This is a genomic window from Micromonospora sp. NBC_01392, from assembly GCF_045040125.1.
Lineage (GTDB): Bacteria > Actinomycetota > Actinomycetes > Mycobacteriales > Micromonosporaceae > Micromonospora.
In genome coordinates this window covers 828,840-852,340 of sequence record NZ_CP109549.1, presented here as the reverse complement: position 1 = coordinate 852,340, position 23,501 = coordinate 828,840, and the positions used below count along the sequence as shown (strand labels likewise).

General features: G+C 74.3%; 26 protein-coding genes. 14 read left to right on the top strand and 12 right to left on the bottom strand.

Annotated elements, in window-relative coordinates:
• The first annotated feature begins 105 nt into the window (after window positions 1-105).
• Window positions 106-450, top strand: coding sequence for a helix-turn-helix domain-containing protein (locus OG767_RS04060; protein ID WP_107154814.1), 345 nt, complete (start codon window positions 106-108; stop codon window positions 448-450).
• A gap of 143 nt (window positions 451-593) precedes the next feature.
• Entirely contained in the window at window positions 594-1,748 is a 1,155-nt protein-coding gene (gene mycP / locus OG767_RS04055) for a type VII secretion-associated serine protease mycosin (RefSeq protein WP_405092217.1), read from the top strand.
• Between the two features lie 141 nt (window positions 1,749-1,889).
• Here mycP and OG767_RS04050 read toward each other — a convergent pair whose 3' ends face one another.
• The 7 genes from OG767_RS04050 to eccCa form a co-directional block, all read right to left on the bottom strand.
• Window positions 1,890-2,171 carry a WXG100 family type VII secretion target gene (locus OG767_RS04050; protein WP_091062555.1) on the bottom strand — a complete coding sequence of 94 codons (282 nt, stop codon included), beginning with the start codon at window positions 2,169-2,171 and terminating at the stop codon, window positions 1,890-1,892.
• A gap of 28 nt (window positions 2,172-2,199) precedes the next feature.
• Window positions 2,200-2,508, bottom strand: a complete 309-nt coding sequence (locus OG767_RS04045) for a WXG100 family type VII secretion target (protein WP_357294299.1) — start codon at window positions 2,506-2,508, stop codon at window positions 2,200-2,202.
• Between the two features lie 175 nt (window positions 2,509-2,683).
• Window positions 2,684-2,971: a hypothetical protein gene (locus tag OG767_RS04040; protein ID WP_405092216.1), complete on the bottom strand. Its 288-nt coding sequence runs from the start codon at window positions 2,969-2,971 to the stop codon at window positions 2,684-2,686.
• Window positions 2,968-3,696: a hypothetical protein gene (locus OG767_RS04035; protein WP_405092215.1), complete on the bottom strand. Its 729-nt coding sequence runs from the start codon at window positions 3,694-3,696 to the stop codon at window positions 2,968-2,970. Before OG767_RS04035 ends, OG767_RS04040 begins: the two co-directional genes overlap by 4 nt.
• A 31-nt stretch (window positions 3,697-3,727) precedes the next feature.
• Window positions 3,728-4,021, bottom strand: coding sequence for a hypothetical protein (locus OG767_RS04030; RefSeq protein ID WP_405092214.1), 294 nt, complete (start codon window positions 4,019-4,021; stop codon window positions 3,728-3,730).
• A 13-nt stretch (window positions 4,022-4,034) separates the two neighbouring features.
• Entirely contained in the window at window positions 4,035-4,445 is a 411-nt protein-coding gene (locus OG767_RS04025; RefSeq protein WP_405092213.1) for a YbaB/EbfC family nucleoid-associated protein, read from the bottom strand.
• A gap of 69 nt (window positions 4,446-4,514) precedes the next feature.
• Window positions 4,515-8,480, bottom strand: coding sequence for a type VII secretion protein EccCa (gene eccCa, locus OG767_RS04020; protein WP_405092212.1), 3,966 nt, complete (start codon window positions 8,478-8,480; stop codon window positions 4,515-4,517).
• Between the two features lie 155 nt (window positions 8,481-8,635).
• On the opposite strand from eccCa, the gene eccD reads away from it, so the two are divergent.
• Window positions 8,636-10,033, top strand: a complete 1,398-nt coding sequence (gene eccD / locus OG767_RS04015; RefSeq protein ID WP_405092211.1) for a type VII secretion integral membrane protein EccD — start codon at window positions 8,636-8,638, stop codon at window positions 10,031-10,033.
• Here the strand turns inward: eccD and OG767_RS04010 are convergent.
• Window positions 10,017-11,186: a type VII secretion protein EccE gene (locus tag OG767_RS04010; RefSeq protein ID WP_405092210.1), complete on the bottom strand. Its 1,170-nt coding sequence runs from the start codon at window positions 11,184-11,186 to the stop codon at window positions 10,017-10,019. The two genes, eccD and OG767_RS04010, sit on opposite strands and share 17 nt — an antisense overlap.
• A 160-nt stretch (window positions 11,187-11,346) precedes the next feature.
• Here OG767_RS04010 and eccB point away from each other — a divergent pair, with 160 nt between their 5' ends.
• The 3 genes from eccB (at window position 11,347) to OG767_RS03995 (ending at window position 14,553) form a co-directional block, all read left to right on the top strand.
• On the top strand, window positions 11,347-12,825 hold the full coding sequence (gene eccB, locus OG767_RS04005; RefSeq protein WP_405092209.1) for a type VII secretion protein EccB: 1,479 nt from the start codon (window positions 11,347-11,349) through the stop codon (window positions 12,823-12,825).
• 104 nt (window positions 12,826-12,929) lie between these two features.
• Window positions 12,930-13,301 (top strand): hypothetical protein, encoded by a 372-nt coding sequence (locus OG767_RS04000; protein WP_405092208.1) that lies wholly within the window; start codon window positions 12,930-12,932, stop codon window positions 13,299-13,301.
• Entirely contained in the window at window positions 13,294-14,553 is a 1,260-nt protein-coding gene (locus OG767_RS03995; RefSeq protein ID WP_405092207.1) for a WXG100 family type VII secretion target, read from the top strand. The genes OG767_RS04000 and OG767_RS03995 overlap by 8 nt, the downstream gene beginning before the upstream one ends.
• 88 nt (window positions 14,554-14,641) lie before the next feature.
• Here the strand turns inward: OG767_RS03995 and OG767_RS03990 are convergent, their stop codons facing one another.
• Window positions 14,642-15,244: a lipocalin family protein gene (locus OG767_RS03990; RefSeq protein ID WP_405092205.1), complete on the bottom strand. Its 603-nt coding sequence runs from the start codon at window positions 15,242-15,244 to the stop codon at window positions 14,642-14,644.
• A gap of 208 nt (window positions 15,245-15,452) precedes the next feature.
• On the opposite strand from OG767_RS03990, the gene OG767_RS03985 reads away from it, so the two are divergent.
• The 3 genes from OG767_RS03985 (at window position 15,453) to OG767_RS03975 (ending at window position 17,195) form a co-directional block, all read left to right on the top strand.
• Window positions 15,453-15,842: a hypothetical protein gene (locus OG767_RS03985; protein ID WP_405092204.1), complete on the top strand. Its 390-nt coding sequence runs from the start codon at window positions 15,453-15,455 to the stop codon at window positions 15,840-15,842.
• 139 nt (window positions 15,843-15,981) lie between these two features.
• Window positions 15,982-16,818 carry a hypothetical protein gene (locus OG767_RS03980; RefSeq protein WP_405092203.1) on the top strand — a complete coding sequence of 279 codons (837 nt, stop codon included), beginning with the start codon at window positions 15,982-15,984 and terminating at the stop codon, window positions 16,816-16,818.
• 41 nt (window positions 16,819-16,859) lie between these two features.
• Window positions 16,860-17,195 carry a hypothetical protein gene (locus tag OG767_RS03975; protein WP_405092202.1) on the top strand — a complete coding sequence of 112 codons (336 nt, stop codon included), beginning with the start codon at window positions 16,860-16,862 and terminating at the stop codon, window positions 17,193-17,195.
• 152 nt (window positions 17,196-17,347) lie between these two features.
• Here the strand turns inward: OG767_RS03975 and OG767_RS03970 are convergent, their stop codons facing one another.
• Window positions 17,348-19,135 (bottom strand): trypsin-like serine protease, encoded by a 1,788-nt coding sequence (locus tag OG767_RS03970; protein WP_405092201.1) that lies wholly within the window; start codon window positions 19,133-19,135, stop codon window positions 17,348-17,350.
• A 214-nt stretch (window positions 19,136-19,349) separates the two neighbouring features.
• Here OG767_RS03970 and OG767_RS03965 point away from each other — a divergent pair, with 214 nt between their 5' ends.
• Window positions 19,350-19,763: a pyridoxamine 5'-phosphate oxidase family protein gene (locus OG767_RS03965; protein WP_405092199.1), complete on the top strand. Its 414-nt coding sequence runs from the start codon at window positions 19,350-19,352 to the stop codon at window positions 19,761-19,763.
• 130 nt (window positions 19,764-19,893) lie between these two features.
• Here the strand turns inward: OG767_RS03965 and OG767_RS03960 are convergent, their stop codons facing one another.
• Window positions 19,894-20,076, bottom strand: a complete 183-nt coding sequence (locus OG767_RS03960) for an antitoxin (RefSeq protein ID WP_405092198.1) — start codon at window positions 20,074-20,076, stop codon at window positions 19,894-19,896.
• Between the two features lie 129 nt (window positions 20,077-20,205).
• Between OG767_RS03960 and OG767_RS03955 the strand changes: the two genes are divergently transcribed.
• Complete coding sequence (locus OG767_RS03955) at window positions 20,206-21,489, top strand: AI-2E family transporter (RefSeq protein ID WP_405092197.1); 1,284 nt, start codon at window positions 20,206-20,208, stop codon at window positions 21,487-21,489.
• Window positions 21,490-21,638: 149 nt separating this feature from the next.
• Here the strand turns inward: OG767_RS03955 and OG767_RS03950 are convergent, their stop codons facing one another.
• Window positions 21,639-22,337: a dienelactone hydrolase family protein gene (locus tag OG767_RS03950; RefSeq protein ID WP_405094127.1), complete on the bottom strand. Its 699-nt coding sequence runs from the start codon at window positions 22,335-22,337 to the stop codon at window positions 21,639-21,641.
• Window positions 22,338-22,490: 153 nt separating this feature from the next.
• Here OG767_RS03950 and OG767_RS03945 point away from each other — a divergent pair, with 153 nt between their 5' ends.
• The 3 genes from OG767_RS03945 (at window position 22,491) to OG767_RS03935 (ending at window position 23,443) form a co-directional block, all read left to right on the top strand.
• The gene (locus OG767_RS03945; protein WP_405092196.1) at window positions 22,491-22,883 is read left to right on the top strand and encodes a MerR family transcriptional regulator; all 393 of its coding nucleotides are present in this window, start codon (window positions 22,491-22,493) and stop codon (window positions 22,881-22,883) included.
• Complete coding sequence (gene trxA, locus OG767_RS03940) at window positions 22,853-23,200, top strand: thioredoxin (RefSeq protein ID WP_405092195.1); 348 nt, start codon at window positions 22,853-22,855, stop codon at window positions 23,198-23,200. The genes OG767_RS03945 and trxA overlap by 31 nt, the downstream gene beginning before the upstream one ends.
• Before the next feature lie 63 nt (window positions 23,201-23,263).
• Window positions 23,264-23,443: a hypothetical protein gene (locus tag OG767_RS03935; RefSeq protein ID WP_405092194.1), complete on the top strand. Its 180-nt coding sequence runs from the start codon at window positions 23,264-23,266 to the stop codon at window positions 23,441-23,443.
• Window positions 23,444-23,501 lie beyond the last annotated feature (58 nt).

Sequence of the window (23,501 nt, the reverse complement as noted above, 5' to 3'; positions counted from 1 at the left end):
CACCGTCACACGAGACCGATGGCACGTCAAGATTTCGTGATACGCATTTCATGCGTTATGACTCGACCTGCTCCGGGTCGGGGCAACCGCCCGCAACGCCATACGATGACCACCATGGCGACCACACCAGGCGAGGACGGGAGCCGCCGGCACTGGACCTTCCTCACCAACCACGGGCACGTGCTGCTGGCCATCGCGCGCAACCCCACCGCGCGGCTGCGGGACGTGGCGGACGAGGTGGGCGTCACCGAGCGGGCGGCCCAGGCGATCGTCGCCGACCTGGAGGCGGGCGGCTACCTCCACCGCACCCGGGTGGGCCGGCGCAACGAGTACACGATCAACCCGAACGGCCGCTTCCGGCACCCCGCCGAGGCCGACCAGCAGGTCGGGGCGTTGCTCGACCTCTTCGCCGACGAACCGGCAGCCACCGACGCCACCCCCGAGCGCTGACCGCGGCCGGGCGGCCGTCCGTGCCCGCACGCGACCGGCCACGACGGTAATCTCACCGCGTGCGCGACAGCTTGCGGCCAGGCCGGACGACGGGACGCGCCCGGGCCGGTCACCGGGTCAGGTCCGTCCTGTCCGGAGCGGCGGTGACCGCCCTCGTCGCCGGTGCGGCGGCGGTGCCCGCCCCGGCGGTGGCGGCGCCGAAATGCGGGCCCACCGGCGGTCCGGCTCCCACCGAGGCGCCCTGGGCACTGAGCCGGCTCGACCCGGCCGCCGCCTGGCGGGTCGGCAAGGGGCGGGGCGTCACGGTCGCGGTCGTCGACTCCGGCGTCTCACCGATCCACCCGTTGCTGCGCGGCCGGGTGCTGCCCGGCGAGGACTTCAACCGGCTGGTCCACCTGCGCGGGCAGTGCGACCTGGTCGGGCACGGCACCATGGTGGCCGGCATCATCGCCGGCCGGGAGGGCAGCGGTTCGCCCTACACCGGCATCGCGCCGGAGGCCAGGATTCTGCCGCTGCGGGTGCTGGCGGAGAACAAGGAGAACTTCGACCCGGACGTGCCGGCTGAGATCGGCCGGGCGATCCGCTGGGCGGTCGACCACGACGCCGACGTGATCAACCTGTCGCTGGTCACGCTGGACGACCCGGCGTTGAGGTCGGCGGTCGCCCACGCGCTCGACAAGGGCGTGGTGGTGGTCGCCTCCGCCGGCAACCGGCAGGAGAACCGGGAGGACCGGCCGGCCTACCCGGCGGCGTACCCGGGGGTCATCGCCGTGGCCGGCATCGACGAGCAGGGCGGACACGTCGGCAGCTCGGTCAGCGCGGACTACGTGGACATCGCCGGCCCCGGCCTGAACATCGTCGGCCCCGCGCCGCAGGGTCCGGGCTACCGGGCCGAGCCGCAGGGCGGGACGAGTTTCGCCACCGCGTACGTCTCCGGGGCGGCGGCGTTGGTGCGCGCCGCGTACCCGGACATCAGCCCCGACGAGGTGGCCTACCGGCTGACCCGCACCGCGGACAACCCGCCCGACGGGCACAACCCGCAGGTCGGCTACGGGATGGTCAATCCCTACCGGGCGGTGACCAGTCTGCTGGGCACCCGGAGCGACCCGCCGCTGGGCGCGCTGCCGCCGCCCGCCCCGCGTACCGACCCACTGGCCCGGCAGCGCGCCGCGGCGATCTGGGTCGCCGTGGTCGGCACGCTGCTGGCCGGCGTGCTGCTGACGGTGCGCCCGATCCTGGTACGCGGCCGGCGACGCGGATGGCGACCCGGCCGGCGCGACGTCCCGCGGGACGCCTGACGCACGACCGGCCGGCGACGCGGACGGCAGGGCCGAGCCGGGGCAGACCCGAGCCGGGGCGGACCCGGGCCGCCGGGCCCGGAACACGGCACGGCTCCGCCCGACGCGAGCCGGAGCGGAGCCGTGCCGGACCGGTCGAGGTCAGTTGCCCCAGACCTTGGAGTTGCTCATCTCCGTGGTCATGTAGTTCTCGCGCGCGATGCCCACCGCGCCGCCGATCTCGTTGAGGACCTTGTTGATGTCCCGCACGGCGGCGTCCCACTGGGCCTGGTGCTGCTGGTAGGCGACCCGGTCCTGGCCCTCCCACTCGAGCTTGGTCAGCATGGCCCGCAGCGTGTCCAGCTTCTCGTCGATGGTCCGCGAGATGGCCTGCATCTGCTGGTTGCTGCTCTCGAGGACGGCGTAGTCAACCTTGATGCTCATCGATTCCCCCTCTGCCTGTCTGCGCGGATCACGGGTTGAGCGCAGCGTGGAACTTGTCCAGCATCTGCTGCTGCTCCTCGTCGTTGACCTGGTGCGTCGTGCCGGACTTGTCAAGCAGGTCAGCGATGTTGTCCATCGCGGTGAGCAGCTTGTTCGTGTCCTCGTTCCAGCGGGTCATCAGGCCCTGGAAGCCCGTGGAAGCCTGGCCCTTCCAGGCCATGGCCAGGTCGTCGACCACGTTCCACAGCTTCTTGAGCTCACCGTCGACATCGCTGCGCGTGGACCGCACGTCACTCGCGGCGGTGTGCAGACTCGCTGCACTGACCTCGAACGCCATGCTTCACACCCTTCCGTCATCTTGTGGCGGCGGATCCGCCGCGCCCTCCCCCGCGGCAAGGCGAACCCACCCCACCGACGGCACATCAAGCGAACCGTAGCGGACGACGTCCAAACCGCGCAGCCCTGCCGACCGATCCGAAGCGGACCGTCCGAAGTGGAGACGCGGTTCGTGGTCAGAACCGGTCGCGGCGCGTCCTGACCAGCAGCGTCACGCCGAAGACCAGCACCGCGACGAGCAGCACCGCCGCCAGCCACAGCAGCGGCTTGTCGGAGGCGCCCTCGACCACCACCACCAGCAGCGCGGCGCAGCCGCTGAGCACCACCACCTCGGCGGCCAGCCGGAGCCGGGGCGAGCGGGTCAGCCCGGCGATCAGGGCCAGCACCAGGAAGCCCGGGATGGTGAGCACGAAGTAGACGAACAACCAGGTGATCAGCGTGTCCACGTGGTCGGCTCCCGTCACTCGTAGAACTTGCTGTCCTTGACCCAGTCGATCTTGATGTCCTTGATCCCCGGGTCGGTGCCGGTGGGCGCCCAACCGGGCCGGGAGTCCGCCGCGAACATCACCCGGCTGTCGGTGTTGAACCCGGCCATCACGGCGTGCAGGAGCGCCCCGATGTCCCCGAAGACCATCACCAGGATGGCGGCGGTCGCCGTCAGACCGGCGATGCCGATGGCCTGTGCCAACGCGGAGGTGGCCGGGAAGAACTGGAGCGCGATCGAGGCGATCACCGCCACCAGGACCGGCATCATCGCCTGGGCGAACCCGGAGACCGCGTCGTTGTAGGCGTCCCGGGCCGAGGTGAGCGTCTCCTTGTTGGTGTTGAACGCGTCGGCCAGCGAGTCGATCTCCGCGCCGAGCTTGCGGATGAAGAGGTCGAACGCGTCCCGGTCGTCGAAGTCCCACTCCTTCGCGTCCGGCGGGACCGCCGCCATCGCGGCGCCGAACTGATCCGACCCGAGCAGACGCGCGGCCTCCTCCCACTTCTTGATCGTCTCGTTGACCTGCTGGTTGTCGAACATCTCCAGATAGAGGATGGCGCCGATCAGCCCCGCCGAGGCGGCGATCCACATCAGGTTGCCCCGGGCGATCGCCGCCGCCGACCGGACCGGCGCGGTCGTCTCGGCGACCGAGACCGTGCCGGTCACCGAGCCGGAGGCGTTGGCGATGAAGATCTCCGGTGGCATCAGGCGTCCTCCCCCTGCTCGGCCCGGCCGGTCACTTGACCACCCAGGGCTGATCCGACTTCTCCCAGTTCTTCGCGCTCTGTTCGAGCTGCTCCGCGGCCCGGTGCAGGTGCTCGATGCCGGCCCGGACATTGTCGAGGTGCCCGTCCACCGAGGCGTTGTGCCGCTCCACCGCACCGTGGCCGAACATGCTCAACGCGCCGCCCGGCAGTTTCACGTCCGCCAGCAGCGTCTGCACGTTGCGCAGGTACTGGATCGGACCGTCCGGCGCGTCGAGCATCCGGCCGGCCTTGCGGATCGCGTCGACGTCCACCGTGTTCGCCATCGTCGGCCCCCGCTCAGCGCCGCAGACCGCGGGTCGGGTCGGACAGGTCCACCCCGAACTGGCGGAACCAGTCCTCCGGGGTCAGCGTGCCGTCCTGCGCGCGGCGAACCAGGTCGGAGTCGCCGAGCGTCTCGGCCAGCATCTCCTGCTGCCGCTCCGCGAAGGCCGCGTACGCCGCGTCGACGGCCGCCTGGACCGACTCCGCCAGCGAGAAGCTGTCCAGCCGCATGGCCCGGGCGTTCAGCTCGATGTTCCCGACCTTCATGTCACCGTCGACAGTCACCCGGACCAGGCCGTCCGGGCTCTCCCCGGCCACCCGCAGCTCCGCCCGCTGCTGCTGAAGCTCGACCAGCCGGCGCTGCTGCTCCTGGGCCTGCCGCAACAGGCTCTCCACGGCTCCACCGATACCCGACGGGCTGCTCACCACGGGCTCCCCTCCACACTCGCGACGTCGCGCCGACGCTACCGGACCGACGGTCCGCCGTCCGACCCGTCAGGCCGGCTCCGCCCAGGCGGTCTGGATCAACTGCTGGCCGTCGCGGCGGCGGACCAGGGTGCCCCGGCCCGGCGGCTGCGGACCGGGCCGCAGGTTGCCGAAGACCGCGCCCTCCTCCCGGCTGCCCGACATCAGCAGGCCCGGCGAGTCCAGCTCGCGCAGGCGTTGCAGCACCGGCTCGTAGAGCGCCCGGGCCACGCCGCCCACCCGCCGGGTGACGATCAGGTGCAGGCCGATGTCCCGCGCCTGCGGCAGCAGCTCGTGCAACGCGCTGAGCGGGTTGCTCCCGCCGGAGGCGACCAGGTCGTAGTCGTCCACCAGGATGTACAGCTCCGGCCCCTTCCACCAGCTCCGGTCGCGGAGCTGCGCGGTCGTCACGTCCGGGCCCGGCAGCCGGTTCTGCAGGGCGCTGCGGATCGAGCCGAGCCCCTGGCTGAACACCTGGTTGGACGGCGCGTAGTCGAGCAGGTGGTCACCCTCGACCGCGCCCAGCAGGCCACGCCGGTAGTCGGCGATGACCAACCGCGCCTGCGCCGGCGTGTACCGCTCGGCGATCCCCCGGGCGATCAGCCGCAGCAGGTTGGTCTTGCCGCACTCGGCGTCGCCGAAGACGGTCAGGTGCGGCTCGCCCGCCAGGTCCAGGTGGACCGGGGCCAACGCCGACTCGTTCACCCCGATCGGGATGCCCGGGACGGCCCGGTCGACCACCGTGGCCAGTTCGTCGACCGTGAGCCGGCGCGGCAGCAGCCGGACCTTCGGCGCCGGCCGGCCCGGCCAGTTCGCCGCCACGTGCCCGGCCAACGCGACCGACGCCTCGGTCAGGTCCTCGATGTCGCGCCTGCCGTCGATCCGCGAGACCGCGGTCAGGAAGTGCAGCTTGTCGCGGGTCAGGCCGCGACCCGGCGCACCGACCGGCACGTTCTGCGCGGCCCGCCGGTCGATCTCCGACTCGGCCGGGTCACCCAGCCGCAGCTCCAGCCTGGTGCCGAGCAGATCACGCATGCTGATCCGGATCTCCGCCCACCGCACCGCCGTGACCACCACGTGCACGCCGAAGCCCAGCCCCCGGTTGGCCAGGTTGGTGATGGTCTGCTCCAGCTCCTCGTACTCCTGGCGCAGCGTGTTCCAGCCGTCCACGACGAGGAAGACGTCCCCGAACGGGTCGTCGGCGAACTCCCCGGCGGCCCGCCGCCGACGGTAACTCGCCACCGAGTCGATGCCGTGCTGGGTGAACCGGTTCTCCCGCTCGTCGAGCACGGCCACCACCTCGGCCACCGTCCGGCGGACCGCCTCGGTGTCGCGCCGGCCGGCCACGCCCGCGACGTGCGGCAGCGCGTCCAGGCTGCGCAGCGCGCCACCACCGAAGTCGAGGCAGAAGAACTGCACCTCGCGCGGCGTGTGGGTGAGCGCCAGGGCGGCCAGCAGGGAGCGCAGCATGGTGCTCTTGCCACTGAGCGAGGCGCCCACGATCACCACGTTGCCGCCGGCCCCGGCAAGGTCGACCATCATCGGGTCGCGGCGCTGCTCGTACGGCCGGTCCACGATGCCCACCGGCACGGCAAGCCGGCCGCGGCCCGGCCACTCCGCGGTGGTCAGGCCGAACGTCGGGTGCACGCTCAACGGCGGCAGCAACTCGGCCAACCCGGACGGCTCGGCCAGCGGCGGCAGCCAGACCTGGTGCGCGGGGCGTCCCCGGCCCCGGAGCCGGTCGACCAGCACGTCCAGCGTGGACACGGTCTTGCCGTCGCCGGTCTGCTCGGGCTCCGGCGCGGTCTCCGCCGCGGTCGGCAGCGCCGGCACCGGCACGTGGTCGACGCCGTACGGCACGATCCGGCGCTGCACCTGCGCCCGGGTGGAGCGCTGCACCTGCCCCGGCGCCCGGTACGGGCCGGAGACGTAGGCGGCGCGGAACCGCAGCATGGTGGCCGTGTCGGTCTTGAGATAGCCGTGCCCGGGCGCGCTCGGCAGCTCGTACGCGTCCGGCACGCCCAGCACGATCCGGCTCTCCACCGCCGAGAACGTCCGCAGGCCGATCCGGTACGACAGGTGGGTGTCCAGCCCGCGCAGCTTGCCCTCCTCCAACCGCTGCGAGGCGAGCAGCAGGTGCACGCCGAGCGACCGGCCGAGCCGGCCGATCATCACGAACAGGTCGATGAAGTCCGGCTTGGCGGCCAGCAGCTCGGAGAACTCGTCACAGATGATGAGCAGGCTGGGCATCGGCTCCAGTGACTCGCCGGCCGCCCGCGCCTTCTCGTAGTCGTAGCGGGACACGTAGTTGCCGGCCGCCCGCAGCACCTCCTGCCGCCGGTTCATCTCGCCGGCCAGCGCGTCGCGCATGCGGTCGACAAGCGGCAGCTCGTCCGACAGGTTGGTGATCACGGCGCTGGTGTGCGGCAACGCGTCGAGCGAGGCGAACGTCGCGCCGCCCTTGAAGTCGACCAGGACGAAGTTCAACTCTTCCGAGGAGTGCGTCACCGCCAACGCGCCGACCACGGTCCGCAGCAGCTCGCTCTTGCCGGAGCCGGTCGCGCCGATGACCAGGCCGTGCGGGCCCATGCCCTCGTGCGCGGACTCCTTGAAGTCCAGCTCGACCACGTTGCCGTCCGGCCCCAGGCCGAGCGGGATGCGCAGCCGGTCCCGGTGGTTGCGGGGCCGCCAGGTCTGCCGAACGTCCACCGTGGCCGCGTCGCCGACGCCGAGCAGGTCGGGCAGCTCCATGCTGCGGGCCAGCGGCTCGTCGGTGCTGGCACCCTGCTGCGGGGAGAGCCGGAACGGCGCGAGCTGCCGGGCCAACCCCTCGGCCGCCGGCCGGGTCAACCGGTCCGGCCGGCCGAGCCGGGGCGCGGTGGAGGCCCCGATCAGGCCGAGCCCGGTGCCGTCGCCGACGTCCAGGCCGAGCAGCCAGCGGCCGGCGTCCCGGGGCACCGCCCCGGACAGGTCCACCACCGTGGTGCCGAGCAGCCCCGGCCCGGTCAGCGCGCAGGTCGCCGACACCTCGCCGCCGTCGAGCACCACCACCACGTGCGGCGCGGTGGTGAGCGGCTTCGCCTCGGGGGCGAACCGGGGCCGGCCACCCAGCTCGTGGGCCAGCGCCGACTCCGCCTCGGCCAGGCCGGCGAAGACCAGCCGGCGCGCGCCCGCCGCGTCCGTACGCCCCGGGTGCTGGGCGTGCGGCAGCCACTTGACCCAGTCCCAGGCCGGCTGCCGGTCCGGCGCGGCCACCACGACCACCAGCAGGTCCTCCGGGGCGTGGAACGTCACCAACTGGCCCAGCGCGGCCCGCGCCAGGTCGAGCACCGGCTCCCGGTCGCCGCGCAACGCGATCCGGCCGAACGCCCGCAGCGACAGCGCGGTGGGCAGCTCCGGCACGCTGGAGTGGGCGCGGACGAACCGGCGCAGCGCGATCGCGCTCATCGGTTCCAGGTCCTCCACCGGCTTGGTCTCCGGCGGCACGATCTCCACCGCCAGCCGCTGCGGGCCGAGCGCGATGCGTACCTCGCCGAAGTCGTCCTCGGTGGGCCGCCGCTCCCACCGCCGGCGGGAGGCGGCGATCGACCAGAGCGCGTCCGGCTCCGGGTGCCGCCAGGTCATCGCGGCGCGCTGCTGCTCGGCCGCCCGCCGGGTGCGCTTGCGCATCTGCGCCAGGTAACGCATGTAGTCGCGGCGCTGGGCGTTCAGCTCCGCCTTGTCGTTGCCGCCGGTGCCGAGCGTGCCGATCGCCATGCCCAACATGGACACGCCGAACAGGCCGCCGGCCACGTACGTCATCATGCCGCCGCCACGGCCGGCGTAGAGGAAGGCCATCGCGCCGACGCCGCAGAGCATCGGCAGGATCATCAGCACCTGCCCCATGCCCTTGGCCTGCGGCTCCGGCAGCTCGGGCGGGGACTCCAGCAGCACCTCACCGCGCGGCATCGCCGGCCCCGGTTGACGCGGTGGCCGGCGGAACACCACCGTACCCACGGCTCTCCCCTCCCCCGCAGGTCCGCCACCGCCGCGAGCGTCGGGTGGGCGACCTGTGCGACCGCCATCGTAGGTAATCTCCCGGAGGCGTCGTGGACCCGTGGGGACGATGTCGACGGCCGGGGCGGATCGTAGGCGAGCGCGAGGAGGCCACTGTGGCGACGAAGGCGGCGACCGGTGGGCTGAGCCGGATCACCATCGTGGCGCCACGGACCCGGATGGACCTGGCCCTCCCCGCCGACGTGCCGCTGGCCGACCTGCTGCCGACGCTGCTGCGCTACGCCGGCGAGGAGCTCGCCGACGAGGGCGTGGGGCACGGCGGGTGGAGCCTGTCCCGGCTCGGCGGGCAGCCGCTCGACGGCGGGCGTACCGCCGCGCAGCTCGACGTCCGCGACGGCGAGGTGCTCTTCTTCAACCCGCGCGCCGCCACCGCGCCCGAGATCGTCTTCGACGACGTGGTGGACGCCGTCGCCACCTCCACCACCCAACGGGCCGGCGCCTGGCAGGTGGGCACCACCCGGGCGTACGCGGTGCTGCTCGCCGGGTCGGCCCTGGCCGCCGGCGCGGTCGTGGCGCTGCTCGCCGGGCCGCCGCAGCTCCCCGGCGCGGTGGCCGCCCTGGTGGTGGCGGTGGCCCTGCTGGTCGGTGCCGCGGTGTTGTCCCGGGCGGCCGGCGACAGCCGCACCGGCGCGGTGCTGGCCCTGGTCGGGGTCGGCCACGCGGGCGTCGGCGGCCTGCTGGTGCTCGCCGGGGACCGGCCGCTGACCGAACTGGCCAGCCCGCACGTGCTGCTCGCCGGCACCGCCGTGGTGCTCTTCGGCGCGCTGGCCGCGCTCGCCGTCGGGGACCGGACGCCGTGGTTCCTCGGCACGGTGGGCGTGGGCGCGGCGGTCGGCTTCGGCGCGGTGCTCAGCCTGGCGTTCGACATCGACGCCGCCGCCTCGGCGGCGGTGGTGTCGGCCGTGGCGTTCGGCGCGCTGCCGGCGCTGCCGATGCTCGCCTACCGGCTCGCCCGGCTGCCGGTGCCGTCCATTCCGACCGGCCCGGAGGACCTGAAGACCGACACCGAGTCGGTGGACGGGCTGTCCGTGCTACGCGACAGCGAGCGCGCCGACGGGTTCCTCACCGGTCTGCTGTGGACCGTCGCGCTGCTGGTGCTCGGCGGTGAGCTGGTGCTGGCCGTCGACGGTCGGCTCCCGGCGGTGCTGCTCTGCCTGGTGCTCGCGCTGCTGTCGCTGCTGCGGGCCCGCCCGTTCCTCGGCCGCGACCAACGCACCCCGGTGCTGCTCGCCGGCACGCTCGGCCTCGGGCTCGTCGCCGCGGCGGTCTTCGACACAAGCTCGCTGCCGGTGCGGCTCGGCCTGATCCTCGGCGGGCTGACCGTGGTGGCCGTGATCAGCCTGGTCTACGGGCTCACCGTGGCCGGCAAGCGGATCTCCCCGGTCTGGGGGCGGGTCTTGGACATCGTCGAGATCCTGCTGATCGTCGCGCTGGTGCCGCTGGCCGTCTGGGTCTGCGGCGCGTACGGCTGGATCGTCAACCTTCGACCGTGACGGTGCCCATCGCGGTGCCCACCGGCGCGGTGGCGTAGACGCCGGGCCCGTGCTGGCCGTCCAGCGGGCGGGCCGGCACCCCGGCCCGTCGGGCCATCTCCCGGACGGCCTTCACCAGCGCCTCGGCGTGCCCGTCCATGGCCGCCACCCGCAGCAGCGGGGGGAGCCGCCGGCCACCGGGGAGCACCACCGCCGCGACCGTGTGCGACGGCGCGGAGGTGGCGGTGACCGCGTCCACAAGCGCGCCCAGCGAGCCGTGGGGACGGACCCGCAGCGCCAGGCAGCGTTGTGTCCAGCCGCCCCCGCGCAGGCCGGTCCAGGTCTCGATCGGGGACTCCGGCGCCAGGTCGAGCCCGGCCCCGGAGACCACCGCCGCGTGCAGCTCGTCGCGACCCAGCACGCGGTGCCCGAGCCCGGCGGCGTGCAACGCCTTGCCGAGCCGGCCCACGCCGGCCGCCACCGTCCGGTGCACGCCGCGCAGGCCGCCGCCGCGGCTCACCGTCTCGGCCCGGGCGTCACCCACGGCCAGCCGCAGCGCCACCCACACGGTGCGGTGCGCGGCCGGGGCCGCCCCCGGTGCCGGGTACCAGACCAGGGTGTGCGAGACGACCTGGGTCTGGGTGACCGGGCCGGCGAAGTCGGCGAGCACCGCGAGGGCCCGGTCCACGGTCGCCGCCTCGATCGACCCGGCCGCCGCACCGGGCCGACCGGTCAGCGCCACCGCCGCGAACCAGCCCCGGTCGTCCTGACCGATGCCGAGCCGGGTGCCGCGCTCGGTCAGCTCCACCACGGTCAGCTCGGGCGCGAGCGCGGCCAGCCGGGGGTCACCGGCCGGCGGCGCGCCCCGGGCCCGGTCCCGACGACGGCGCAGCCGGCGGCGGAGCATCAGGTCCTCGTACCACCATCGGCCGCCCCGCCGGGCGAACGCGGCCACCACGGACAGCAGCGCGAGCAGCGCCACGGTGGCGAGCAGCCAGGCCGGGCCGGCGGTGGCGAACCAGACGGCGAGCGCGGCGCACTCGGCCACCACGAGCTGACCGACGACGACCGGGCCCAGGCGGCCCCGGCGTCGCCTGTCCGCCGGCGTGACCGGCCGGTCCGCCGGGGCGGGGGCGGTCGCCGTACGACCGGGTGGCGCCTGGAGCTGCGTCATCGGTGAGCGTCCCTTCTGGACATGTGGGCACCTGCCGGCGGATGCCCTCGCCGGGCGGCGGACGGGGTCCGGCGCATCCCCGACGGCCCCTTATCGTAGGGAAGCCCGCGGCGCTGTTCGGCCCTGATCGTCGCGGGCCCACCCGGCCCGGAGGTTAGTCATGCGGACCCGCCGTGATCAGGTGCAGGCGTACCGCTTCGTCACCCGCCGCATCGTCTCGGCGCTGCTCTCCGGTGACCCGGAGACCAACGACCTGCCGATGCGCCGGCTCGGCCTGGCGGTGTTCGGCAGCGTCATCGCCGCGGCGGTGGTCCTCGGCGGCGTGGGCGCGTACGGGCAACTGACCAGCAACTCCGCCCCGCTCGAACCGAACACCGTGGTGATCGAGCGGGAGACCGGCGCCACCTACTGGTTCGGTGACGACCGGGTGCTGCACCCGACGCTCAACTACGCCTCGGCCCGGCTCGTCGTCGACGACGCGTCGGCGACGGTGCGCACCGTGTCGCAGGCGTCGATCCGGGACCGACCGCGCGGTCGGATGGTGGGCATCGTCGGCGCGCCGGACGACCTGCCCGACCGTGAATCGCTGGTCGGGCTCCCCTGGTCGGTCTGCGACGTGCCGGACCCGAACGACAGGCGCCGCTCGACCACCCGGCTGCTGATCGACCGGCCGTTGTCCGGCGGCACCCCGCTCACCGACCGGGCCGTCCTGGTCCGCTCCGGCGACGCCCGCTGGCTGCTGACCGGCGGCGCCCGGCTGCGCGTGGTCGGCGACGAGCAGGCGCTGGTGGCGTTGCGGATGGCCGGCGCCGCCAACCTCACCGTCGGCCCGCAACTGCTCAACGCGGTGCCGGTGGGCCCGGCGCTGCGCAGGCCCACGATCGGCGGGGACGGCGGCCCGAGCGGGCTGACGGTGGCCGACCGGCCGGCCCGGGTCGGTCAGGTCTACCAGGCCGCCGGCCAGTTCTACGTCCTCACCCGGCAGGGCCTGGCGGCGGTCGGCGAGGTCACCGCCCGGCTGCTGCTCGGTGGCGGCGGCGGGATCACCGACATCACCCCGGACGAGGCCGGCCGGCTCTACACCGACCAGCGGCTGGAGGCGGACGGGCTGCCGGCCCGGATGCCCACGCTGCACGAGGTGCGCCCCGGCCGTACCGTGCTCTGCGCCACCTACCGGTCCGGTCCGGCCGGCCAGCCGCCGACCACCACGCTGGAGGTCTTCGACGCCCCGCCGGCGGAGCTGACCGCGGCGACCGCGCTGCCGGCGCGGCAGGGTGCCCGGGACGCGGTCCGCACCGCCGAAAGCGTGCTGCTGCCCGGCGGCAAGGGCGCGTTGGTGCAGGCCACCGCCGGGGAGAGCGGCAAGCCTGCGGCCGGCGCCACGGTCTACCTGATCACCGCGCAGGGGATCCGCTACCCGCTCGGCACCGCCGCCGGTGACGCGCGGAGCGCCCTCGGCTACGGCGACGTGAGCCCGGTGGCGGTGCCCGCCTCGCTGCTGGCGCTGGTGCCGACCGGGCCGACCCTGGCCCGCGCGGACGCCATGGCGTACTTCGATGCGACGGCGCTGCCGGAGCGCGCCGCGACGCCCGTGCCGGCCCCGCCGGACGGCGCGGCGGCCCAGGTCGGAGGCGGCTGACCGGCCGACGTGGAGCGGCGCGTCCGAGGGTCAACCGGGTGGACGCGGTTCGACTAATCTGAGCACGGCCACCGGCTCTCGACGAGGACAACGGGGATTCCGCCATGACCGGGCGCACCACAGTCGACGTTCTCTCCCTGGAGGATTTCCACAAGCGGCTCGAACGGCGTCTGCACGAGGCCGAGTCGGTGTTGCGCACGCTCAACACCGAGATGCAGTGCCGGCCCCCCGCGCTTGGCACGTTCACCGACGCGACCGACAACTCACGCCGGTACGCCGAGACGCACCAGAGCTACGTCGACCACGTCGACCGGCTGCGCCGGGCGATCCTGGCCGCCCGCGAGGCCACTGCGACGATCATGAAGAACTACCGGACCGCCGAGGCCCGCAACGCCGCCGCCGCGGCCGACATCGCGGCCGCCCTCGCCGGGCTGAACGAGGCGATGACGCAGCCGAAGGAGGATCCCCGTGTCTGAGTACACCCGGCGCTACGAGCACGTCAGCCACGAGGAGCTCTACCAGGGCGTCAACGCCGGCGACCCGGCGCAGATCGACGGGCTGAGCGCCCGCTGGACCTCCCTCAAGGGCACGCTCGACGACCTGTCCCGTGACCTCACCGCCGACCTGGACGCGCTGGCCAGAAGCTGGACCGGGGACGCGAGTCGCGAGTTCCAGCGCCGGCTCACCATGGTCGCCGGCTACTCCGGCGACCTGGCCGAGGGCATGACCGGCATCCGGCAGGCGCTGGACATGATGGCCGGCGACCTGCGCGCCGCCCAGGCCGAGGCGGAGAGCCCGGAGAAGACCGACGACCACGACAAGCTGCTCTCCGGCGCCGGCAAGGGCTTCCTGCTCGGCGGCGGCCCGGGCGCGGTGATCGGTGGCATCATCGGCCACCAGCAGGACGAGGCCGAGCAGGAGAAGGCGCACCAGCGGATGGTGCGGGTGGTGGCGAAGCTGGCCGAGGGTTACGACTTCTCGGCGTACGGCCGGGTCGTCGCGCCGGAGCCGCCCGGGAGCGAGCTGCCCGGCCACCACGCTCCGCAGGATCCGACGCTGCACGACGGCCCGTCGGTCCGGACCCCGTCGTCCGGCCCGAGCCTGGGCAGCTTCGGCCCCGGGGCGCACGCCTCCGCGACCACCTCGGGCGTGCACCACACGGCCCCGACCAGCGGTACGCCGGGCGACGGTACACCGGACGGCCAACCGGGCGGTCGCCCCGGTGCGGGCGTCCCGGGTTCGGTCCTGACCGGCGGCACGGTCGACCCGAGCGGCACGTCGCTGGCCGGCGCCGGCCCGCTGACCACCGTCCCCGGCGGCCCGGCGATCGGCGGCGGCCCGGGTTTCGGCCCCGGCGGCGCCCAGCCGACCGTGCCGGCCGGCGCGGGCGGGCTCTTCGGCGGCCCCGGCGTGCTGAGCACCGGCTCGCTCGCCGGCACCGCCAACGCCGCCGCCCCTGGCCGGTTCGGCGGCGTGTCCGGCGCGGAGAGCCGCTCGGCGGCCGGCACCGGCCGGCTCACCTCCGGCCGGAGCCTGGCCGTCGACACGGAGGGCAGGTCGACCGGTCGCACCGGGCGGCCCGCGACGGCCGGCCGCAACGGGGTGCTGGGCGCACGCGGCAACTCCGACGACGACGAGTCCGACGGCCGGCTGACCTGGCTCACCGAGGACGACATGGTCTGGGGGGACGGCCGGGCCGCCCCGCCGCCGGTCATCGACGGCCACTGACCTCGCACGGCTGAACGGCGCGGCACCCGACGGGTGCCGCGCCGTTCGGCGTCGGGGCGGCGCGCATCCCCCGAAATGGGCCGGGCCGTCAGCAGAACGCGCCGGCCCGGGCGCCGCCGTCCTGCCGGGTGGTGCGGAAGTCGCAGAGGTCGTAGCCGTTGTCGGTGAGCGTGGCCCGCACGTCGGCGAGCTGCGCCGCGTCCAGCGCGGGCTGGCGGGACAGCACGAAACCGCTGCTGCGGTCCGGGTCGCCGACGACCGCCCAGCGGTACTCCGGGTCCAGCCCGATCACCACGTAGTTGGGGCCGCCCAGGTAGATCCACCGGTCGCCGAGCCGGAGGAAGGAGACGGTGAGCGCCGAGTCGGCGGGCGGGTTCTCGCTCCGGGCCCGGCCGGTGACCGTGCTCGTGGTCCCGAGGATCGTCCGGCAGGTGTTGCGGACGCCGACGGTCCCGTCGGGCTGAACGTCGTACCGGGCCTTGACGTTCTTGAAGCACTGGATCTCGAACCACTGCGGGATGGCAGCGACCTGGTACCAGTCGCCCGCGTACCGGTCGACGTCGACGGCGGCCACCGGTCGCAGCGGCCCGGTGTCGACCGAGGTGGTCGCGGCGTGGGCCGGAGTGGCGCCCAGGACGGTGGCGGCGGTCAGCGCGGCGACCAGCGCGGTGGTGGTGCGGCGTACGCCCATGGTTTCTCCTCGCGGTGGGGGGTCGTCCGCGCCAGTGTGCCCCGCCCGACCAGCCGAAAACTGTCGACAATCTCATCGTCGTCGATGCATCCGTGGACCTGGTCCGAAGCGAAGAAGAAGGTCCGTCCACACCGATCCGTGGGCCGGCTCACGTAACCGGGAAGATCGTCGAGCTGCGGGAGCCGGCATCAACCGATAGGTTGAGGGGGTGCTGCCCGTAGCGTTCGCCTCGTCCACCTGGACGGCGATGCTGCGCCGGATCGCCCGCACGGCCGTGGCCACGCTGGCGCTGATCGCCGGCCTCCAGGGCATCGCCGCCACCTCCGCCGACGCCGCCACGGTGACGCGTCCCGCCGTCGTCACGGTGACCGACACCCGTGCGCCGTCGACCGTCGACGCCGGCCGTGAGGCCGCGTCGGTCGCCGGGCCGGGCACCGCCGCGGCCGCGGCGTGGGCGGTCACCCACTCGGCCACCGGCCCGTCCGTCGCCGACCGGATCGACGACGCGTCCCTCGCGCCGATCCCGGCCGTCGAGGTCACGGTCACCGACGACGCGGGCCGGGCGACCATCGCCCGCCGCGGGCCGCCGCGCGCCTGACGGGCCACCTTTCCGGTCGCCCCGGCGCGGCCTCACCGCAGGCCGCCCCACCCGCGCACCCGTCGCGCGCCGACGCGCACTCCGCCCGATGCCCGGGCCCACCCGTTGATCGTGAACAGTTCCACCGCGAGGTGCTGGTATGCAGACCGTCTTCTCCACCGTCCTGCCGGACGTCCCCGCCGCCGCCGTGATCTGGCTGGCCCTGCTCGCCCTGGCGGCGGTCGTGGTCGCCGCGCTCGTCGTCCGCCCCACCCGGTTCCGCGCGGTGTTCGGCGAACGGATCAGCGACGCCGCCCGGCCGAGCAGCATCGACCGGGCCGAGCAGGACCGTGAGCGGACCCGCGAACGGGCCCGGTACGCGGACGAGGTGTCGGTGGCCGCGTCCCGCGCGACGGTGACCGCCGAACGGCGTCGGGCCGAGTGGCTGGCCGCCCAGGACGAGGCCGAAGCGGCGTGGCTCGCCTGCCAGGCGGCGGAGGAGGACGTCCGCCGGCTGGCCGCCGCCGCGGCTCTGCCGCTGCCCCGGACCGCCCGCACCCCGGCCGAGTACGCGGACCGGGAGCGCTGGCTGCACCGGGCGGCGCTGGACGCCCAGTGGCGCAAGGAGATCAGCGTGCAGCAGCTCAGCGACATCCTCGGCGGGCGCGGCTGGGACCCGAGCCGGCACCCGGTGGAGCAGGAGCTGCTGCTGCGCCGGCTGGTACGGGACAATCTGCTCGCCCGGCAGCGTGCCGCGTCGGAGCGGGAGCAGGCCGCCTGGCGGGCCGCCGAGACCGCCGCCGCGGCGGCGCGGAGCCTGCGCGAGGAAGCGTTCGCGGCGCTGCACCCGGTCGTCGAGCCGCAGGCGGCACTCTCCATCGTGGGCTTCGCCGGCCCGGAGAGCACGCGGGAGTTGCCGACCGCGACGCCGGTCGCGGAGACCACCCGGGAGCTGACGCCGGTGGCCCGGGGCCGGGCGGCCGTGCCGGCGTACTGAGCGTCCGGGCGGCGGCGGCCCGGCTCCGCTAGCGTGGTGTCGTGTCCCGTGAAACGTGGGTGCTCGTTGTTGTCGCCGCCGTCGTCGCGGCCGCGACGCTGGTCGGCGCGGTGCTGCTCGCGATCCGGGTGGTTCGCACCCGTCGCATGCTGGGCGCGCTCGGCGCCGGCGGCAAGGTCGCCTTCTACGGCGCGCTGATCTACACGATCCTGCCGGTGGACCTGCTCCCCGACCCGATCTATCTGGACGACATGGGCGTGCTGGCCGGCGCGCTGTTCTATCTGGGCCGGCTGGCGGCCAAGCACCGGGCGGCGCAACGCGCGCCGCGCGACGCCCCCGCCACATCGTTGCCCGCCGCCCCGCCGCGCCGCCCCTGACCCGCGCCGCCCCGCAAGCACGGGCCCCCTGTTAACGCCTCCGGTAGAGGTACGGCCCCCGCCTGACCCGGTTCCCGACCCCTGACACGGCTCCGGACCGGTGCCGCTCCGCAAGGGCGGAGGACGCCGGTCCGGGCCTCGTCCGGTCGGTCCTACTCGCCGTCCATCCGCATGCTCGGCCACCAGCCGTAGACGCCCGAGCCGACCCGCCAGGAGGCGAGCGGCACGTTGAACCCGCCGGTCGGCGTCGAGGTGAACGTGTGCAGGCCCAGCCCGTTGTCCGGGTACTTGTAGAGAACGGCCAGGTCGTCCCGCCGGTCGCCGTTGTAGTCGCCGCCGACCAGCTTGATGCTGGCGAACTGCCCGAAGATCGACGACGACCACGACTCGACCGGGTCGGTGAAGTTGCCGTCGGGCTTGCCGGTCCAGGTCAGCAGGCGCAGCTTGTTGTCCTTGGTCTGGAGGGCGGCCACGTCGGCCCGCCCGTCACCGGTGAAGTCGCCGTCGACGATCTTCAGGGTGGAGAGGGCGCCGGGCGCCTTGTCCGCCGCGACGGACCACGAGGTGTAGCCGGCGCCGAACTTCCCGTCCGCCTGCCCCGGCCAGGTGATGGCCGCCATCGAGCCGTTGCCGTACGCGTAGAAGAGGCTGGCGTCGGCCCGCCCGTCGCCCGTCACGTCACCGGCGAAGACGCTGGTGCTGGCCCAGTTGCCGAAGTTCGACGCCCGCCAGGCCTCGATCGGCGCGTCGAACCCGCCGTCGGGCCGGGCGAGCCAGTTGATCCACGCCTCGTCGCCGCTGGCGTAGCCGTAGAAGGCGGTGAGGTCGGCCCGACCGTCGCCGTTGATGTCGCCCGAGGCCATCTTCATGCTGGTCAGGTGGCCGAAGTTGGGCGAGGTCCAGGAGCGGACCGGTACGCCGTGGGTGCCGTCCGGGCGGGTGACGAACGTGTCCAGCGCGAACGCGTTGGCGGTGGTGGTGGACATGACCGCGAGGTCGTCGACGCCGTCGCCGTCGAAGTCGTCGTTGAACACCTTCACCCGGTCCGTGGCGTACGCGCCGGCGCCGCCCCGCCAGGCACCGAGCGGGCTGCCGAACCCGCCGGTCGACGTGGCCGGGAACGTCTGCGGCGCGATGTCGCCGTTGGCGTAGACGTAGAGGAAGTTGATGTCGCCGTACTGGTCGGTGGCCGGCCCCTGCGGCATGGTGGCGGTGAGCCACGGGCCGAGGTCGTCGACCCGGGTGTCCACCGCGTCCCGGCGGGTCTCCGTCTCGGCGAGGCAGCCGCCCTGCCAGGAGGAGTGGTGCAGGCCGACCAGCCGGGGCGTGCCGCCGGTCGTGCGGACGGTCGGGCCGCCCAGGTCACCCCGGCAGATGCCGGCCGTGCCGGTGCCGAGGATGCCGGTCGTACCGGTGCCGACGCTCTGCACCTCGAACGGCCCGGTGTGCAGTTGGTCCGGCACCCAGGTGGTGGCCGTGCGGCCGAAGCCGGCGGCGGTGAGCTGCTCGCCCACGACCGGCGCGGTGCCGAGCGCCACCGGCGCGACGTCCACCCGGCGGGTCAGCCGCACCAGCGCGACGTCGCGGTCGGGGTGCGGCACGACCCGGAAGGCCGACGACGTGGCACCCGTCGAGGTGGTCAGGTCGGAGCGCCCCACGGTGACCGTGGTGGGCCGCGCCGGCTTGCCGTCGACGACGGGCTGACCGTCGAAGCTGAAGCAGCTCTTGGCGGTGAGCACCCACCACGGATCGACGAGCGCGCCGCTGCACGAGCGGTCGGCCGGACCGATCGAGATCTTGGCGGCGAAGGCGTAGGAGCCGTCGGTCACGGCGGCACCGCCGGTGACGGCCTGCACGGGTGTGGCGGCGGCCCCGGCCAGCAGGACCATGGCTAGCAGGCCGGCGCCTCTGACGGCGACACGGCGGTACGACAGTGACACGACGATTCCCCCGATTCGAACGGCACCCACCGCGACGGTGGGCACCCGGGGTCACCTTATGAAGCGTTCGGTACACCCACTGTCCACCTTGGCGTGAAGAAGAGCACACCTGGCGGCCTTGCTCCGGACATCGGGCATGGCGTATGTCTCGTCGTCCGGCGCGCCGCCGGTTCGGCGTGTGATGATCGGGCTCGGGGACGAGTGAGGAGACGGCATGGCTGGGCGGCACGGGTTGGATCCGCACGACGGGCGGGTCGCGCGCTTCTTCGCCGACCGGCACCTCGCCACGTTGACCACGTTGCGCGCCGACGGCACGCCGCACGTCGTACCGGTCGGGGTGACCTTCGACCCGGACGCCGGCCTGGCCCGCGTGATCACCTCGGGCGGTTCGGCGAAGGCGCGGCACGTGGCGGGCGCGGGCCCGGCGGGCACGCCGGTCGCGGTGTGCCAGGTCGACGGCCGCTGGTGGTTGACCGTGGAGGGCCGGGCGGTGGTGCGTCGTGACCCGGAGTCGGTGGCCGAGGCCGAGCGCCGGTACGCCGAGCGCTACCGCACCCCGCGCCCGAACCCGGAACGGGTGGTGCTGGAGATCGCGGTGACCCGCCTGCTGGGCAGCCTGCCCGACTGAGCGGCCCGCCCGACTCCCGCCACCGACGGGTCCCGCTGCCCGGGGTACGCGGCTGCCCGGAACACGCGCCGGACACACCGGATCCCGGGCACCCGTTCTCGGGGTGGCCCGGGATCCGTCGTCCGGATGCTCAGCGTCCGGTGTCGCCCTCGCCGGTGCGCTGCTGCGCCATGTCGACGCCCTTGTCGACCTGCTGGTCGTACTTGCCGCCGGTGCGCTTGTCGGCCATGTCGCCGGCCTTCTCGATGCCCTGGTCGACCTGCTTGTCGTGCTTGTCGGCGAAGTCTCGTGCCTTGTCCATGAAGTCACTCATGTCGCATCTCCCTTCGGTACCTTGAAAGCCTTCCCCGGGGCCGGGGTGGCAAACACCGGACGGGCGATGACGGACCGGGTGTCGGATTCCGCCGGGTCGGGTACCAACGGCCACGATCGAGGAGGCGACGTGGACGACGACGCTGGTACGCCCGACCCGGCACGCCCCGCCAGGGCCCGGTTCGACCCGACCCGCTCCGAGCCGGCCCATCCCGAGGCGGCCCATGCCGAGCCGGCCCATCCCGAGGCGGCCCATCCCGAGGCGGCCCATCCCGAGCCGGCCCATGCCGAGCCGGCACGGGTCGGGCCGGCCCATCCCGAGCCGGCACGGGTCGGGCCCCGGCAGACGTGGGCGGGACTGCCCTGGCCGGTGCGCACGGCGGTCACCTGGAGCCTCTGCCTCCTGGTGGTGGCCGCCGGGCTGTGGCTGCTCGGGCAGATCGCGGTGCTGCTGGCGCCGCTGGCCGTGGCGTTGGCCGGCACGCTGTTCCTCACCGCGCTGCTCGACCCGGTGCTGGTGCGGCTGCGCCGGCTCCGGGTGCCGGCCGCGCCGGCCGCGCTGCTCACCGTCCTGCTGCTGCTCGGGGTGCTGGCCGGCGCCGGCGTCCTGGTCTGGAACCTCACCGCCAGTCAGTTCGGGGAGCTGAGCCAGCAACTCGACGAGGGCCTGCAACGCAGCCGTGACTTCGTCACGTCCACACTGCCGGTCAGCGACCAGCAGCTCGACAAGCTGGTCGAGCAGATCCGGCAGGGCGTCAGCTCCGGCGCCCCCGACCCGGTCGCCGGCGCGCAGAAGGTCGCCGAGGTGGCCGGCGCGCTGCTGCTCGGCCTGGTCCTCCTTTTCTTCCTGCTCAAGGACGGCCGGTCGATGTGGCACTGGGTGCTGCGCCGGCTGACCGGGCCGCGTCGCGACGTGACCGCCGAGGCCGGCCGGGCCGGCTGGCGGACGCTCGGCGCGTACAGCCGGGGCACGATGATCATCGCGGCGATCGACGCCATCGGCATCGGGCTGGCGCTGGTCGTGCTGCGCGTCCCGCTCGCGCTGCCGCTCGCCCTGATCACGTTCCTCGGCGGGTTCGTGCCGATCATCGGCGCCACCGTGGCCGGCGCGGTGGCCGTGCTCGTCGCGCTGGCCGCGAACGGCCCGACCACCGCCCTGCTCACGCTGGCGGCGGTGATCGCGGTGCAGCAGATCGAGGGCAACCTGCTGGAGCCGCTCGTGATGCGTCGGCAGGTGCAACTGCACCCGGCGGTCATCCTGGTGGTGGTCACCGCCGGCACGCTCGTCGCCGGCGTCGCCGGCGCGTTCGTCTCGGTGCCGATCGCCGCGGTGCTCTGGCGGGTGCTGGACACCGTGCAGCGGCACCGGTCCGGCGGGACCGCGCGAGCCGCCGGCGTGGACGCCACCGCCTGACCCGCCGACGCCACCGGCTGACCCCGGCTGGCCCGACGAACGCCACCGGCTGACCCGGCTGGCCCGGCGAACGCCACCGGCTGACCCGGCTGGCCCGGCGAACGCCACCGGCTGACCCGCCGAGGCCGGCAACCCCGGGCGTCGGCGGGTCAGGCCGGATGCGGCTGGCGCAGGTGGGCGACGAACCAGGCACCGGCCTGGTCGGCCACCTGCTCCAACGTGCCGGGCTCCTCGAAGAGGTGGGTGGCGCCCGGCACGATCCGCAGCTCCGCCACCTCGCCCAGTTCGTCCCGCGCCTGCTCGTTGAGCGTGATCACCTGCTCGTCCAGCCCGCCGACGAGCAGCAGCGTGGGTGCGCGTACCGCGGTCAGTGAGCTGCCGGCCAGGTCCGGCCGGCCGCCCCGGGAGACCACCGCGCCCACCCGGCCGGGGCGGGCCGCGGCGGCGACCAGGGCGGCGGCCGCGCCGGTGCTGGCGCCGAACAGCCCGAACGGCAGGCGTCCCAGCTCCGGGTCGGCGCCCATCCAGTCGACGATGCCGGCCAGCCGTTCGGCGAGCATCCCGATGTCGAAGCGCAGCTCGGCGGTGACCTCGTCCCGGGCCTCCTCGTCGACCGTCAACAGGTCGACGAGCACGGTGGCCAGCCCGCGCGCGTTGAGCGCCCGACCCACCGCCACGTTGCGCGGGCTGTGCCGGGAACTGCCGCTCCCGTGGGCGAACAGCACCGCCCCGCCGGCCCCGGACGGAACGGAGACGTCCCCGGCGAGCCCACCCTCCACCACCGGCACCGAAACCTCACGCACACCCCTCACCTCCGTCCCCGGCATACCCCGCCCTCCGGCGATCATGAAGTTGACGGCCGGGAGAGCGCTCCCCCAACCCGCCAACTTCATGATCGCCGAGCAAACGGCGGGGAGGGACGGGAGCGCGTGGGTTGCCTTGACGTCGGCGGCAAGGTTTAGCGTCGGCGGGCGAGGGACGGACGGCGGGCGGGGGCACGGATGCGGATCGGGGAGCTGGCGGAACGGGCCGGTACGAGCGCCCGCACGCTGCGCTACTACGAGAGCCAGGGGCTGGTCCGGCCACGCCGGTCCGCCAACGGCTACCGGGTGTACGACGAGGCGGAGCTGCGTGTCGTGCACGAGATCCGGTCCCTGCTGGCGATCGGCTTCGGGCTGGACGACATCCGTCCGTTCGTCGCCTGCCTGCGCGCCGGGCACGACTCCGGCGACGTCTGCCCCGACTCGGTGGCGGTGCTGCGACGCAAGCTCGCCGAGGTGGACGACTACCTCGACCGACTCGGCGCGGTCCGCCGCCGCCTGCACGACCAACTCGCCCACGCGATCGCCCAACGGGAGGAAACATGCCTCAGGACACGCAGACCGGCCGACTGACCGCGGTCACCGACGCCACGTTCGCGGCGACGGTGCTGGCCGCCGACCGACCGGTGGTGGTCGACTTCTGGGCCGAGTGGTGCCCGCCCTGCCGGGTGGTCTCGACGCACCTGGCCGAGTTGGCCGAGGAGTTCGGCGACGCGCTGCGCTTCGTCACCCTGAACATCGACGAGAACCCGGCCGCCGCGCGGGCCCACCGGGTGATGTCCGCGCCGACCATGCTGGTCTTCCGCGACGGCGAGGTGGTCGGCTCGATCGTCGGTTCCCGGCCGAAGAACCATCTCCGTCAGAGCTTCGCCCGCCACCTGGACGGTTGAGCCCCGCCCGGGCGGGAACGCGCGGCGTGACCACGGACCCCGACCGATCGCGAGGATCTGGAGATGGCGAAACAGGACCGGGAGCGAGACCAGGAACTCACCGACCAGAAGCGTCGCGAACAGGAGCTGGAAGGCTCGCCGGAGTGGGCCGACCGGGCCGCGTCGGCGCGTACCCCCGAGGATCCGCGGGCGGTGGCGCCGCGCGACGCCGGCGGGCGTCCGTCGAACGGCCGCCAGTTCTGAGGTACGCGGACAGCGCGGTCCCGCCCACCCGGGCGGGACCGCGTCCCCGGGGCGGGAC